Origin of the sequence: Cellulosilyticum sp. I15G10I2, assembly GCF_900095725.1 — a bacterium.
Classification (GTDB): Bacteria; Bacillota; Clostridia; order Lachnospirales; family Cellulosilyticaceae; genus FMMP01.
The window spans coordinates 455632-471591 of the sequence record NZ_FMMP01000009.1 but is presented as its reverse complement, the minus strand read 5'-3'; the positions used below and the strand labels follow the sequence as shown (position 1 = coordinate 471591).

Below are 15960 nucleotides of genomic sequence, written 5' to 3'. Positions count from 1 at the left end.
GTGGAGATACTGAAGGTACTTATAGTAGATGATGAGCATCTTATTAGAAATCTTATTAAAATAAAGATTAAGTGGGACGAGCTGGGAATGAAAGCGGTCGGAGAGGCAGGATCAGCAAAGGAGGCTTTAGAACAGATAGACAAATTAGTTCCAGATATTATATTTACAGATATTTGCATGCCCTCAATGGATGGGATAGAATTCAGCAGGATAGTTTTTGAAAAGTATCCCCATATTAAAATAGTTGTTATAACAGGTTATGATGAATTTGAGTATGCAAGAAGCAGTATCAAATTGGGTATAGCAGATTTTATTTTGAAGCCTATTAACTCAGATGAACTTATGAAAACCCTCGCTCAGCTAAAGGAAAAAATCCTGGCCGAAAGATTACATATTAAAGAATATAATAAGTTAAAAGAGCAACTTGCAGAAAGCCTGCCTATCTTAAGAGAAAAATTTTTAAGCGAACTATTATCAGAAGACCTTAGTTTAGAAGAAATCACCGAGAAGATTGATTATTTTAAAATTCCTATTAATAGTGCATACAATAGTTTTCAAGTTGCCGTAGTTGAATTAAGCAGTTCTATAAAGAATGAACAAAAGGAAGAAAGCAAAATTTTACTTTCAATAGAGTGTACTAACGCTATCAAGAGCTTTTTCAAATCAGATGCCCACATCTTGGTATTTTTAGACAATCGCAGAAGAATTGTCATTTTATCTAACAATGACAAGATAGAGCTTATAGAATGCTGCGAGATATTAAAAGGAATGATTATAACCCGGTTAAAATGTTTTGTGGGTATTGGTATAGGTACAAGGCGAAATGGATTAGAGTATATTAAGTGTTCTTATAAAGAAGCAATAGATGCACTCAGCTGCACGGTATTTGTTGGTAAAAATCAGGTGATAAGCTATCAGGATATTGGGGGCATGAGCAGTCAATCATATGCTAGTGATAGAAATAAAATGGAAAAACTGAACGTATTTATGCATGCAGGAGCCAAAGAAAGTGCGCTTATGATCTTAGATCAGTTATTTAATGTACCTGGTTGTTATGACAAAGAGATAATGACCAAGATGCGGCTTGAGGCCTTTGATATTTTTTCAATAGGTCAGCATATTATCAGTGAACAAAAGCTGAATATGGATGAGATATGGCAGCATGATATAGGAATCAATGATTTAATTTTAAAGGTGGACAACCTTCCGGAACTCAAAGGATATATGCGTGAATTTATAGGCAGTATCACAGGGATTATAGAGCAGACAAATAACAATAAAGCTTATACACTCATTGAAGAGGTAAAAGATTATTTAAAGGCTAACATGAATAACCCAGAAATTTCTCTTTCTGGTGTAGCAAAAACCTTTTATATCAGTTCGGGGCATTTAGGACGGTTATTTAAACAGCAGACGTCACAGACGTTTGTTGAATATCTTACAGAAGTTAGAATGAAAAAAGCCGAAAAGCTTTTAAGAGAGACCCATTTAAAAGGCTATCAAGTTGGTGAAGAAGTAGGGATAAGAGATTCACACTATTTTAGTATCTTATTTAAAAAATATACAGGATTTTCAATCAATGAATTTAGGAAAATATAATTATTGCATAAAAATGATTGATTTTTGAATGTTTATGTGTGGATATTGAATGGAGAGTAAGCTGTTTTTTATTTAGAATATAAGAGAAATAAAAATAATCGGTAGGGGGAAATAATATGAAAAAAACAGTTATGAAGCTTTTATCCGTGCTACTTTTAGGGACAATGATGGCATCTTCAGCAGGATGCGCACAATCTGAAAGTACTAGTTCATCGGGGGATGCAAGTAATCAGACTGTAAGCGAAAAGGCGACGGATGAAAAACCAGCATCCGAACCTATTAAGCTGACAGTATGGCATCAATCTGTTGCAGAGACTGATCCAGCTTCAAAATTGATTAAAGATGCCATAGCAGAATGGAATGCGGCAAATCCTAATGTTATCGTTGAAGAAGATGGTGTTACTGGAGAACAATATAAGACCAAGATCAAAACAGCAATAGCAGCAAATGAAGGACCTGATTTAAGCTATATGTGGGGCGGAAGTTTCGTAGAACCTTATGTTAAAGCTGGGAATATGTTAGCAATTGATGAATACCTTACAGATGATATTAAGTCTAAATTAGTTCCAGGGACAATTAATGGTTGTGTATTTGATGGCAAAACATATAGTCTGCCTTCTACCACATTTATCGCCAGCTTATATTGCAATACAGAATTATTTGAAAAAGCAGGAGCTAAAATACCTACTACATATAATGAGTTGTTAGAGGCAGTGGCAAAGTTAAAGGCAGCTAATATTACTCCTATTGTTCTTGGAGAAAAAGACAGATGGCCAGGTATGTATTGGTTTGATATTATCGCTATGCGTCAGGCTGGAAATGAAGCGAGCATGGCGGCAATGAAAGACCCTGCAAAATTTGATTCACCTGAATTTGTAGAAGCAGCTAGAAAAATGCAGGAGCTTGTTGATGCAGGCGCATTTAATGATAGTATGTTTAGTATGAGTTATGATGAAATGATCGGTGCATTTACACAAGGAAAAGGTGCGATGTTGTTCCAAGCAAACTGGGTAAATGCTGCTATTGAAGATCCAAGTGCAGCAACCAGCGGAAAAGTTGTTGCAGTACCATTTCCAATATTTGAAGATGGCGCAGGAAATGTAACTGAGTTCTATGGCGGAGGTGTAGATGGTTACTACATTAATGCCAACACAAAACATCCTAAAGAAGCAGCCGAATTTTTGATTTATTTAAGCGAAAAAATGGATCAAGGAACTTATCTTGCAAATTCAGGACTTCCATGTTGGGATACTACAGGTTTAGATACCTCTTCTCTTATTCCTCTTACAAAACAAGCAGCTGAGTTAATGTCAACAGCTACATCATTTATTAAATGGTGGGATAATATTCTTCCAGCTGAATCTTCAGAAGTACACAAAGACCTTATTGCACAATTATTGGCTAAGAAAATTACGCCAGAAGTATTTAGTCAAGAGATGGCCAAAGTAAAAGGTGCACAGTAATAAGCTAGTCAAATTATTTTAGGATAAAGCATGTGAGTAAAGAATATTTTCTTAACCACATGCTTTATTAAAAAGGAGGGATATTATGGATTCGATACTATCAAATAAAAAAGCAATATGTATTTTTGTTGTTCCCACACTTCTTTTATATTTAGCGATCATATTTATCCCTATTATTATCTCGGCAAGTTACAGTACACTAGATTGGGATGGGATAGGGAAAGGCACCTTTATTGGTATTCAAAACTATGTGAGCATGTTTTCAAATGGAAGATTTTTACACTCGGTTGTCAATTCATTGTTATTTGCAGCAGTTTCTATTGTGGTTCAACTGCCGATTTCACTTTTTTTGGCACTTATTCTTGCTGGCGGGGTACGATTTGAGAAATTTTATCGTACAGTTTATTTTATACCCGTTATTATTTCTACGGTTGTCATTGGGCAGTTATGGATTAAAATCTATAATGCTGATTATGGTCTCTTAAATACATTACTTCAATCTATTGGGCTTGATAGTTTGATGAATGATTGGCTTGGACAGGAGAATACTGCTTTAGTATGTGCTTTCATTCCTATATTGTGGCAATATGTAGGCTATCATATGCTCATTATGTACGCAGGTGCAAAATCTATTTCTACAGATATTTATGAAGCGGCTGAAATAGATGGCGCCACATCCATAAAAACGGCATTCTATATTACAATTCCGCTTTTAAAACCTATTTTAAAGGTTTGTATCACCTTTTCACTTATTGGGGCTTTAAAAGTATTTGATTTGATCTATATTTTAACAAATGGCGGACCATTTTATTCTACAGAAGTGCCAAGTACCTTGATGTATACTACTATTTTTAACAATTTTCAATATGGTTATGGTAGTGCGATATCTGTCTTTATTATTTTGGAGTGTTTAGTGCTTACTGTACTTATTGATAAGATGATGAAACTAGATTAAATTAAATAGTAGGAGGTTTATTTTTATGAATGGCATATCGGCATCTTTATTTAACAAAAGAGATATAAAAAAAATACCATTGCAGATCTTTCTTGTACTATTTGCAGTGATACAAATATACCCTTTGATATGGTTAATCTTATTTTCGTTTAAAGACAACAATGAAATATTTGGCGGAAATGTTGCAGGACTTCCTGAGATATGGCGTATTCAGAATTATGGAAGTGCAATATCTCAAGCTAACGTTATGAAATATTTCGTTAACAGCGTATTTGTAACGACAGTCACAATCGTATTAGTCGTTTTACTAGCTTCTATGACAGCCTATGCAATCTACCGGATGAAATGGAAGCTGAGCAATATAACGCTGATGATTATTTTATTAGGGCTGATGATTCCTATTCATGCAGCACTATTGCCATTATTTATGGTACTTAAAAATCTTAAGCTGCTTAATACGTTTTGGGCGCTTATCATACCTTATACGGCTTTTGGAATTCCGATGGCAATATTTATATTAGGAAGTTTTCTAAGCGGTATCCCAAAAGAGCTTGAAGAAGCAGCAGCAATAGATGGATGTAGTATCTACAGAATATTCTCTTCAGTTATACTGCCGCTCATCAAGCCAGCTATTGCAACAGTATCTATTTTTACCTACCTTTCAACATGGAATGAACTTATGTTTGCAGTTACCTTCATCAATAAAAAAGAATTTAAAACACTTACGGTAGGCATTATGTCCATGGTAGGAAATTATGTAACGAAATGGGGAGAGATTGGAGCAGGACTTGTGATTGCGACCTTTCCCACAATACTCATTTATATTTTACTTAGTGAGCAGGTACAAAATAGTTTAACAGCAGGTGCTGTAAAAGGATAGTTCAAGGATAAAGATAAAAGCAGCTAGAAAAAATTCAAAACGAGGGTGAAAAGCTAATGATAAGATATGTTGTAAATGTTAAAGATAGAAAATCTAAAATTGATAAAAATATTTATGGACACTTCTCAGAACATCTAGGCAGATGTATTTATGAGGGCATTTATGTGGGAGAAGAGTCTAGTATACCCAATATAAACGGCATGAGAATAGACGTAGTAGAGGCGCTAAGAAATATTAAAGTCCCTGTGCTGAGATGGCCGGGAGGTTGTTTTGCAGATGAGTACCACTGGAAAGATGGTATAGGATCTAAGGAGAACCGTAAAAGAATGATTAATACCCATTGGGGTGGTGTTGTAGAAGACAATAGCTTTGGAACCCATGAGTTCATGGAGCTTTGCAGACAAGTTGACTGTGAACCGTATATCAATGGCAACCTAGGTAGCGGCACAGTACAAGAAATGGCAGAATGGGTAGAATATTTGACTTTTGATGGCATTTCACCTATGGCAGAGCTGCGTAAAAGTAACGGACAGGAAAAAGCATGGCAGGTCAAGTATTTTGGTGTTGGCAATGAAAACTGGGGATGTGGCGGTAATATGAGGCCAGAATATTATGCTGACGAATATCGCAGATATCAAACGTATTTAAGAAATTATGGTTCAAATAAGCTTTATAAAATTGCCTGCGGAGCGAACGGTAGTGATTATAACTGGACTAAGGTACTTATGGAGAGAGCGGCTAACTATATGGATGCACTTACACTTCATTATTATACTATTCCAGGAGGGTGGGACCATAAGATGCCAGCTCTAGGTTTTGATGAAGAGGCGTATTATCATACGATAAAAGAAGCTTCTTTTATGGAAGAGTTACTAGATAGACATATCCATATTATGGATCAGTATGACAAAGAAAAACGTATTGCGGTAATAGTAGATGAGTGGGGCAGCTGGTACCAAGTAGAACCAGGAACCAATCCAGGCTTTTTATATCAGCAAAACACTATGCGGGATGCTATCCTTGCAGGTGTTACTTTAAATATATTTAATAAATATGCAGAACGTGTACGTATGGCTAATATTGCTCAGATTGTTAATGTGCTGCAAGCAATCATTTTAACAGAAGGGCAAAAGATGCTTCTTACCCCTACGTACCATGTATTTGACTTATATAAAGTGCATCAAGATGCGTTTTTATTAGAGAGCTTTATTAGTACAGAGGATATCGGCAGTAACGCATATCGCATCAAAGACTTGTATGAGTCAGCTTCTATTGATGACAAAGGGCAAGTTAATATTACAGTTTGTAACACTGATTTAGACCAAGTTAAGGCAGTAGAAGGCCAATTACTAGGATTTAAAGCTAAAGCAGTTAAAGGGCGTGTGTTATCTGAAAAGATGGATGCACATAATACTTTTGAAGAGCCAAACAAGGTTAGGTTAGAAGCCTTTGAGTCGGTTCAGCTTACAGAAGATGGTTTCAAGATGGAAGTGCCGCCATGCAGTATAGTACAGTTAACTTTTAGCGGTGTGTAGAGATGGAAATCATCTGTAAACGCTGCAAGGTATTTGAGCAAGATGAGGAGCAGCTGTTAAGTACACTAAAAACATATAGAGATTCCCTGAGTGAGGAAGAGAGAGTACCGCAGGAGATCTATGAACAAAGACTTGCTATATGTGAGAGTTGTGAGAGTCTCACTAATGGGCTGTGTGGATTTTGCGGCTGCTTTGTAATCGTTAGAGCGATTAAAAAGAGAATGAATTGTCCGCATCCCAAAGGTGAAAAATGGCATAAACAAGGCTGAAGACGGGGGGAGTAAATATGAAGATTGAATTTTTATATCCGCAGGGAAAGACAAAAGCATTAACTTTTAGTTATGATGATGGACAAATATTTGATCGGAAATTAGTAGAAATTTTTAATTACTTTGGTGTAAAAGGAACATTTCATTTAAACTCGGGGTTACTTAATCAAGACGGTTTCGTGACAGGTGAAGAATTAAGAAAGCTTTATAGCGGGCACGAAGTTTCTTGTCATGGTGTCAGTCATAAGTATTTAAGACACATTTCAAATACTCAGTTTATCAAAGAAATATGGGATGACCGTATAAGCCTCGAACAACTGTCGGGGGAGCTTGTACTAGGGATGTCGTATGCTTTTGGTGAATATTCTGATGAAATAGTTCAAAGATTGCAAAGTTTAGGTATACGCTATGCAAGAACAGTGGAGTCAACCCAATCATTTGCTATCCCAGGAGACTTTATGCGTTGGAGACCAACGTGTCATCATAATGACAACATTCTTGAAAAGGCAGAAATATTTCTTAATCCACCTGATTACATGAAGTGCCCATTATTTTATATATGGGGACATAGTTTTGAATTTGAAAAGGACCAAAACTGGCATATAATAGAAGCGTTTTGTAAAAAAATAGCCTTTCAGAGTGATGTTTGGTATGCAACTAATCTAGAAATTGAAGGCTATCTTTCAGCCGTAAGAAATCTTACATTTAACGTTGAAGAAACTATCTGCCTGAATAATTCAGCATATTCAGTATGGCTTAAGCATGGAGATAAAAACATAGAAGTAAAACCAGGCAAAAACAGTCTTTAATGAAATGGTATTGACAAAGTATCCTTAAGAGAGTTAATTGCAGCTTAGTATATAACTGATGGCAAAATACTTAAGTTTTTATACAAATACAGTAAGTTTATTGTAGGAAACATGGTAAAATAAAGAGGTATTTTGTAATAATGAATACTTTGCTTCGGGGAGGATACTTATAGATGCGGCATATACACTTAACTAAAACTCTTTTTATGAATCGTTCCCTTAAATTTCGCATGATTTTTCTGTATACGTTATTTAGTTTTTTTATTATAGGTGTTTTATCGTATTTTACGTACAATTATATTGTGGCCAGTCTCAAAAATAACGAGCACGTCATATTGCAAGATTCAATTAATTATATTGAAAAACAAATTAGTTTCCGCATTAAAAACATTAATCAAGAGTTTGTGGATATATTTGATAATCTGGCTTTTCAAGACTTGTATATTAAAAGTAAAAACTTAAATGGCAGCTTAGCAGATCGGTTAGCTGTAGAAATTCAATATAGAGAATATTTTAATGACATTCGGCTGCGCAATAATGATATAGTAGACTCGATACTAATGGTAATGGACCATCAGAAGGTTTTTTCTGATAGTCATACACCAAAGCTTTCTTACAATGCGTTTCAAGAGTCTATTTACCATGAATATGTAATGAAAAATAAAAATGTGATTCAATATCAAGCGATAGGAGATACACTGAAAAACATCTGTGTGCTGCGTTCTTTTTATTATACTGCGGAAAAAAGTACGGGTGGTACATCGTTGAATCCCGGGTACTTATCTCAAAATGATCAGGATTATACGACGCTTATGTTTTATTTGAAGAAAAATTATTTAAAGCAAATTATTGAAAAAGAATCTGAGAAAAGACAAACGCTTATTTATATTGTTTCAGAAGAAGGAGAACCCATTATTGAGAGCGGATCAATAAATGAGTCTTCCTTTGAGGATTATAGAGCAGTTTTTATGAAGAATATTAATGAGGGTGAAGGCTTTTTTGAAACGAATAAAATAGGAAAGTCAATTAGCGTCTATTATAGGACGATAGAATATGCTAATTGGAAAATCATCTATGTCTATGATCAAAATATACTTTATCAAAAAGCAGGACATGTCCGTGTCATAGCGAGTTATATTTTTATTGGCGCTATTTTTCTTGTTATGCTTATTGCTTCGATTATATCTAATTCAGTGGTCAAGCCTATCCGTGAGCTGGGAAGGTCCATGGATAATGCTTTAGAAAATCAACTAACTGCAAGTTTTGTTCCGAAATACAATGATGAGATAGCGGACTTAAGTAAAAATTTTAATGTTTTACTAAAAAGAATTTCTGAACTTGTAGAAAATATACGGTCTGTAGAGAAACAAAAGCGTCGTATAGAACTTAAAGCTTTGCAAGCTCAAATTAATCCCCATTTTTTATATAATACGCTAGATACAGTGTATTGGTTGGCTATGATGGATAATCATAAACATATAGCTGATCTCATTTCTGATTTAGCAGGTTTTTTTCGTCTAAGTTTAAATAAAGGACAAGATATTACAACGGTTGAGCGGGAGCTCGATCATATCACTAAATATATTGAAATACAAAAGGTACGGTCTAACAACAGCTTTGATTATCATATTGAAGCTGATCCTTTGGTATATTCTATGAGGGTTCCTAAACTGATACTGCAGCCCCTGGTTGAAAATGCAATTATTCATGGTTTTAAAAGTATTAATTATAAAGGCTATATTGATATAAAAGTAGAAAATAAAGGGGAAGCAATATGTTTTCAGATCGAAGATAATGGCATAGGCCTTCAGCGTGAAATGATTCAACAAATAAATAGCCGCAATATAAAGTCGGAGCAAAATATGGGATATGCTATTGGCAATGTTATGGAGCGGATTGTTCTTTATGCAGGAGATCAATATGGTATTCAATTTGATGAAGAAGTTTCAAAAGGAACCCGTGTACTCCTAACTTTTCCGACACAATTTTCTGATGGAGGAGGCGACAGAAACCATGAAGATGATCATAGTTGAAGATGAAGATATTTTACGCCGTGGTATTAGCCAAGTAGGTGACTGGGGCAATCGCGGCATAGAAATAATTGGTTTGGCCAAAAACGGCGTAGAAGCATTAGAAATGGTTGAAAAGAATAAGCCTGACATTGTTTTAACTGATGTAGTGATGCCTTTTATGGATGGGATTGAACTGACTAAGTATTTATATGAAAAATATCCAGAAATAAAAGTAGTTATTTTATCGGGGCATGAAGAATTTCAGTATGTAAAAAGTGCTATAGACTATAAGGCCAGCCATTATTTACTTAAACCTGCCAAAATAGAAAATATCGTGGGAGTTATTTGTAAACTGAAGGAAGAAATCGAAGAGAAGAGAAGAAAACAGCAAGAAACAGAACAGTTAAAAATAAAGCTGGAAGAAAGTATGCCTATTTTGAGAGATCATTATTTAAATCAGCTTGTTAGTAAAGGTGAGGAAAATGTGGATGAATTAAATAGTCAGTTAGCCTTTTTGGGGATAACTATAAGAGATCAAAATCTTGCTGTGATGTTATTAGAGCTAGATGATAAAGCGGGATCAATAGAAGACTTAGGGATTAGAGGTATGCTTTTAAAAGAACTTTGCGAAGAAATTATTCAAAAAGAATATACTTGTTGTGTATTCCAAAATATCGAAAATCGTGTTGTTATTTTATTAAATTTTGATGAAAAGCTGCCGATAAAGGATGCTTTAAAGTACCTTACAGGTAAGGCGATCCGTATTCAGAAAGAAAGCCTAAGGCGATATGACAGAACAGTTAGTGTAGGTATAGGCAGGCTTATTCAAAACATCACAAAAATGAGCTTGGCCTATCGAGAAGCAGAATCAGCGCTCACTTATAAGTTTTTTATGGGCAATAATAGTATTATCTATATTGGAGATATTGAAACCCATGGTGATACAAATCCTTATTATTTAGAACAAATTGAAGCGGATATTCTTATTAATATACGTTCAGGCAATCTAAGTCAGACCCTTGAAACGATAGATAGATATTTTAATGAGCTTGAGCAGTATGTCAATAAAGGTTCTACTTTTGTAAGAGATGAACTTATTGTGCTGGCTCATGGCATTTTTCGTACCATGCGGACCCTAGGCGATGAGAGCGAGCCTTTCTGCAAATACCAAGAGAGCTTGATAAAAGCGCTTAAAAGGGATGAGTCTATGACTCTGTCCTATATAAAAAAGCATTTTATAAAGACGATTACAAAACTTATCAATACCATTAATGTTAACAGGGAATCCCGTAATCAGGGGATCATCGAAAATGCAAAAGAGTTTGTAAAAAATAATCTTGATAAAGATATTTCCCTTATTACAGTTGCTGATATGGTCTATATTAGTCCCAATTATCTGAGCTATCTTTTTAAAGAAAGCGGTGAAAATTTCAAGGATTATGTTATTAGAGCCAAAATGGAAAAAGCTACAGAACTTTTGAAGGAGAAGAAATACAATCATAACCAAATTGCGTATGCACTAGGCTATAGTGATGGCAGATATTTTTCTCAGATTTATAAAAAATATATGTTGAAGATGCATAAAAATAGAGATTCAAAGACGGGTATTGCACAATAATAGTGTGTGATACCCTGTTTTTGTGAAATAGGAAAGTGCGTCTTGCTTGCAAGGGACCAAACTTTCCTGTTTCACAAGCGTGTGCGTTTTTTGCACACTTTCTTGTGAAATAGGAAAGTTTGAAGCCCTGTAAGTTTCCTTACATGCAGAGTAAGTTTTTTATACAGCAAAGTTGATATACTAGGATTATAAATAAATGAGGAGGGACTTACATGAGGAAGATTACAAAAAAAATAATAGCAACAGCTATGACAGCCACATTATTAGGAACAGGATGTGGGGTGCCATCACCATCTGCAAATGATGTTAACTCAAATAAAGCGGCCCAGAGCAGTACAAAGAAAGATCCAATCAAATTACAGTATTTTACATGGACAGCAGGTTCTATGAGTGCGATTGAGCCTATGATTGAGAAGTTTAATCAGACAAATGAAGATAATATTACAGTTGAGGTTGTGTTGAAAACAGGAGAATGGCAGACCGCATTAAAAACTGCTATTTTATCTGGTCAAGCACCAGATGTTATGCATGGCGTTCAAGATATAACAGAAGCATTAAGTAATAAGTGGATAGAGCCATGGGATGCATACCTAGAAGATGATTTTAAGAAAAAAATCGATCCCTATTCTTATAAAGTCAGCGTAGATGGAGACTTCAATACATATGCCTTTGTATGGGGGGCGAGAACTTATAAACTGGCATACAATGAAGATTTATTTAAGGAGGCAGGCATCACCGAACTGCCAAAAACATGGGATGAAGTTTATGAAAGTGCCAAAAAAATAACTGAAAAAGGAAATGGAGATTACTATGGATTTGGTCTAAGCAGTTCAGTAGCAGGCTCAGCCATTCCGTTTATTTTAGAACCCATAGGAGCTTATGAGGGCTATTATAAAATAGGCTATGATTTTAATCGTAATACGTACGATTTTAGCTACACAAAACCTTATATAGAGCTATTCCGTAAAATGGTTTCAGACGGTGTAACATTCCCAGGGGCAGAAACATTAGATAATGATGGTCTTCGTGCGCAGTTTGCAGCAGGAAGAATAGGCATGATACCTTCAGTATCATGGGATTGTGCAGCCATTAATGATCAATTTGCAGCAACGTGTAACTGGAGTGTTATGGATTGGCCAATGGCTATAGACGGAGAGAATAAAGGTGCCTTAGGCCTCCGAGATATGGCAAACTACTTCCTTTCTGCGTCTTCACTTAATAAAGAAGCGGCAGCAAAACTCGTACAATTTATGTTGGAGGAAGACTATCAATCTGAAATGCTTTCTAAATCAACAGATATGTCTATTTTACCATGGGCATTAGAAAAAGCTAAAGATAAACCAGAATCACCGCATAAACAATGGGTACAGTATAGCCCAACAGAGGATATGGTGCAGACCTCTAAAGTAGTACTAGGTGTTCAGCTTACAGGAGACAACGAGTCAACTACTGTTGCGCAGCTGATAGCTGTGCCAAGTATGGACATTGATTCATCACTGGCAGAATTAAGCAAACGCTATAACCAAGGAATTTATGAGCAGGCCAAAATTGATGAAGAAAAGTCAGCGGCATCGCGTGTAAAAATAGATTTCCTAGGGAAAATCATGTCAGTGAAGAATTTTGATGCTAAAAAGCCTATTGACCCAGAACAGATCGAATACTTGTCAGCAGATGAATGGAAGGCTCTTCAACCATAATACATGATAGATATGCTTAGATGTAGGGAGGAGATTATTCTTCTCCCTTTTTATGATGAGTTAAATACTATTTTTATAAGGAAGGGTGAGTAATATGATCAACGAAATAAAAAGGGCGGTAGACTCAAGCTATGTCAGCAAGAAAATGATACATTTTGCGAAAAGGATTAAGATGAGTATGCCAGTGTATATTTTACTTCTGCCCACATTGATTCTTTTTTTCATGATGGGAATCTATCCGATCATCTGGGCGTTAAAATATTGCTTATATAATTATGATGGTACGACAATGCCTATTTTTGTGGGTTTTGATAATTTTAGAAAACTATTTGACTTTAAAGACATGATGGAAAATAGGAACAGTCATTTTTTACTTTATTGGACATCATGGGGGAGAACCTTATCCTATGCACTTATTAAAACAACGATAGAGATTCCACTTGCTTTCTTCTGTGCACTTTTTGTAACGAGCAAAGTAAAAGGACGGACTTTTTTTAAGACACTATTTTATATGCCTCAGATTCTTCCAAGCTTTGCTATTTTTATGGTTTTTGGCATCATCCTCAATCCATTTAACGGCATACTTTCGAAGCAATTAGCGGATCTTGGAATCATTACGAAGCATTTTTCTATACTTGCCCATACGAATAGTGCCTTTTTGGCAGGGGTTCTTGCGGACGTATGGATATTCTTTGGATTAAACATGCTCTTTTTTATTGCAGGACTCACTAATATTCCTAAAGATGTTTATGAAAGTGCGTCAGTTGATGGGGCAAATGCATCTCAGCAGCTAAGATATATTACGCTTCCTATGATGGGACCTATGGGGCAAGTCATTATTATGCTTTCTCTTGTTGGTTGTTTAAAATCTATGGGTTCTTATTTTATTTTAACTAAAGGCGGGCCTAATCATGGGACGGAACTAACTTTTCTCTACATCTATAATCTGTTTTTCCCAAGCGGTACGACAGCTCAATACGGTTTAGGTGCAGCGGTAGCGGTGGTCTCTGCCGTGATCGTAGGTATTATTACAGCTGTGTATATGAAATTAAGTAAAAAATTGCAATATGATTAAAGCAGATGAGGTCTTTAAATCTGCCAAGATGAAAGAGAGGATATGATATGAAAAGTGTTTCTATTAAAAAAATAGTAAGTCATGGCTTAATCTACGCTTTTTTGTTTGTTATCAGTGGAATTGTTATTTATCCTATTTTATATAGTTTCATGGGTTCTTTAAAACCTGTTTCTGAACTTCTTACAGGTAATACTTTTTTTCCACAAGAAGTAGTATGGCGTAATTATGTCCGTGCCTTTAAAGAAGCCAAGTTTTTTACCTATACAGGCAATAGTATTTTTTATTCAGTAGCAGGGACAATTATTTCTATGTTTAATGTATGTGCACTGGGATTTTGCTTAGCCAGGCAGGATTTTGCAGGTAAAAAAATACTTAGACTGCTTATATTAGGCACGATGTTTGTGGCGCTTGGGCCCATGACACTTTATCCTAAGCTAGAAATTATGCGGAGTTTAGGCATTACAGGAACTCGCCTTTCTATTTTGCTCGGGATCATTACCACATCTAGTGCAGAAGTATTTATTTTTGAGGCTTATTTCAGAAGCCAAGGAAAAGAAATTGATGAAGCAGCAGAAATTGATGGATGTAATTTATTTCAGCGCTTTTTTTATATGGGGCTACCCCTTGGTAAACCTTTGATTGGAACTTTCTCAGTTATCTTTTTTAACCGTATTTGGAATGACTTCTTCTGGCCATATGTCATGACGTTTACCAATACTAAAATACAGCCCCTTGTAGTGGCGGTCATTGCGCTGAAAGATTCCACAGGGGAGGCTGCGACAGAATGGGGACTCTTATTAGCGGGGGCAAGTCTAGCTATTTTACCAGTCGTTATTGTGTATATCTGTACAAGTAAATGGGTAGTTGCAGGTGTAACAGAAGGTGCAGTTAAAATGTAAAGAGGAGATTGAATAGGAGGAATAGTTTTGAATAATAGAGATAAATGGTGTGAAGCCATATGGAAAAAGATAGAAAAGAAGTTAGAACTAACAGCCAAGAGAAATAATCAGAAACTGCCTTATACAGTTGTTGATGGACAGTATGATGACCAGTCACAAAAAGATCCTAATTGGTGGACCAATGGCTTTTGGCCTGGGATGATGTGGATGATGTACGCTAAAACAGGAGAGGGGCTATATAAGGAATCTGCCCAAGAAGGAGAGCGGCTGTTAGATACGGCATTAAAGCGCTATGATGAACTTCATCATGACGTAGGTTTTATGTGGCATATATCCAGCGGTGCTTCTTTTAGACTCAGTCAAAATGAAGACTCTAAAACAAGAGCTATGTATGCGGCTAACGTATTGGCAGGACGTTTTAATTTAAGAGGGCAGTTTATCCGTGCCTGGAATGGAGAGGATCAGCTAGGTTGGTCCATTATTGATGCGATGATGAATCTTCCATTATTATATTGGGCTTCTTTAGAAAGTAAGGATCCAAGGTTTTCTTATATTGCGCAGGCTCATGCTGATATGACTATGGCTAATCATCTAAGAGAAGATGGTAGTGTCAAACATATCGTTGTACATGACCCCATAAATGGAGGGGCCATTGGTGAAGAAAGAGGACAGGGGTATAGTGAAGGTTCATCCTGGTCTAGAGGCCAGGCGTGGGCACTCTATGGCTTTGCATTAAGTTATCGCTACACAGGAAATACAGATTATCTTGCAGCAGCTAAACGGGTTGCTCATTACTTTATGGCGTGTGTCAGTGAGGATTGGCTGCCAAAGTGTGATTTTAGAAGCCCAAGTGAGCCTGTTATTTATGACAGCACAGCAGGCGCAATCGCTGCATGTGGCTTATTGGAGATAGGTGACCTAGTCGAAGAGTTTGAGAAAAATACCTATTATAATGGGGCTTATCGACTCCTTATGGCAATGGAGCAGAACTTCTGCAACTGGGATGATCAGCAGGATTCTATCTTGCAAATGGGTACCGAACGCTATCACAGCAATATTGGACGACACATTCCTATTATCTATGGTGATTTTTTCTTTGTTGAGGCGATTACACGCCTGCTTGGCGGCAAATCATTATGGTAAAGGGGG

Annotated in this window: 13 protein-coding genes; all 13 read left to right on the top strand. The window is 36.1% G+C overall.

All coding sequences use genetic code 11. The annotated features are described in order from the left end of the window. The 13 genes from BN3326_RS10785 to BN3326_RS10725 all read left to right on the top strand — a co-directional run bounded on the left by BN3326_RS10785 (window position 1) and on the right by BN3326_RS10725 (window position 15954). Complete coding sequence (locus BN3326_RS10785) at window positions 1-1599, top strand: response regulator (protein WP_069999225.1); 1599 nt, start codon at window positions 1-3, stop codon at window positions 1597-1599. A 116-nt stretch (window positions 1600-1715) separates the two neighbouring features. Next, window positions 1716-3062 (top strand): extracellular solute-binding protein, encoded by a 1347-nt coding sequence (locus BN3326_RS10780; RefSeq protein ID WP_069999223.1) that lies wholly within the window; start codon window positions 1716-1718, stop codon window positions 3060-3062. Window positions 3063-3147: 85 nt separating this feature from the next. Further along, window positions 3148-4017, top strand: a complete 870-nt coding sequence (locus BN3326_RS10775) for a carbohydrate ABC transporter permease (RefSeq protein ID WP_069999221.1) — start codon at window positions 3148-3150, stop codon at window positions 4015-4017. 25 nt (window positions 4018-4042) lie between these two features. Next, window positions 4043-4897 carry a carbohydrate ABC transporter permease gene (locus BN3326_RS10770; protein WP_069999219.1) on the top strand — a complete coding sequence of 285 codons (855 nt, stop codon included), beginning with the start codon at window positions 4043-4045 and terminating at the stop codon, window positions 4895-4897. Between the two features lie 56 nt (window positions 4898-4953). Continuing rightward, window positions 4954-6432, top strand: a complete 1479-nt coding sequence (locus tag BN3326_RS10765; protein WP_069999217.1) for an alpha-N-arabinofuranosidase — start codon at window positions 4954-4956, stop codon at window positions 6430-6432. Window positions 6433-6434: 2 nt separating this feature from the next. Further along, window positions 6435-6701, top strand: coding sequence for a DUF6171 family protein (locus tag BN3326_RS10760; RefSeq protein WP_069999216.1), 267 nt, complete (start codon window positions 6435-6437; stop codon window positions 6699-6701). Window positions 6702-6718: 17 nt separating this feature from the next. After that, entirely contained in the window at window positions 6719-7510 is a 792-nt protein-coding gene (locus tag BN3326_RS10755) for a polysaccharide deacetylase family protein (protein WP_069999215.1), read from the top strand. Between the two features lie 206 nt (window positions 7511-7716). Beyond that, entirely contained in the window at window positions 7717-9543 is a 1827-nt protein-coding gene (locus BN3326_RS10750) for a cache domain-containing sensor histidine kinase (RefSeq protein WP_207646334.1), read from the top strand. Continuing rightward, window positions 9524-11140, top strand: coding sequence for a response regulator (locus tag BN3326_RS10745; protein ID WP_069999212.1), 1617 nt, complete (start codon window positions 9524-9526; stop codon window positions 11138-11140). The genes BN3326_RS10750 and BN3326_RS10745 overlap by 20 nt, the downstream gene beginning before the upstream one ends. Window positions 11141-11352: 212 nt before the next feature. Then, window positions 11353-12837 carry an ABC transporter substrate-binding protein gene (locus tag BN3326_RS10740; RefSeq protein ID WP_069999208.1) on the top strand — a complete coding sequence of 495 codons (1485 nt, stop codon included), beginning with the start codon at window positions 11353-11355 and terminating at the stop codon, window positions 12835-12837. Window positions 12838-12931: 94 nt separating this feature from the next. Next, window positions 12932-13912 carry a carbohydrate ABC transporter permease gene (locus BN3326_RS10735; protein WP_083258638.1) on the top strand — a complete coding sequence of 327 codons (981 nt, stop codon included), beginning with the start codon at window positions 12932-12934 and terminating at the stop codon, window positions 13910-13912. Window positions 13913-13959: 47 nt separating this feature from the next. Further along, window positions 13960-14811, top strand: a complete 852-nt coding sequence (locus BN3326_RS10730) for a carbohydrate ABC transporter permease (RefSeq protein ID WP_069999206.1) — start codon at window positions 13960-13962, stop codon at window positions 14809-14811. Window positions 14812-14838: 27 nt separating this feature from the next. Further along, window positions 14839-15954: a glycoside hydrolase family protein gene (locus tag BN3326_RS10725; protein WP_083258637.1), complete on the top strand. Its 1116-nt coding sequence runs from the start codon at window positions 14839-14841 to the stop codon at window positions 15952-15954. Window positions 15955-15960 lie beyond the last annotated feature (6 nt).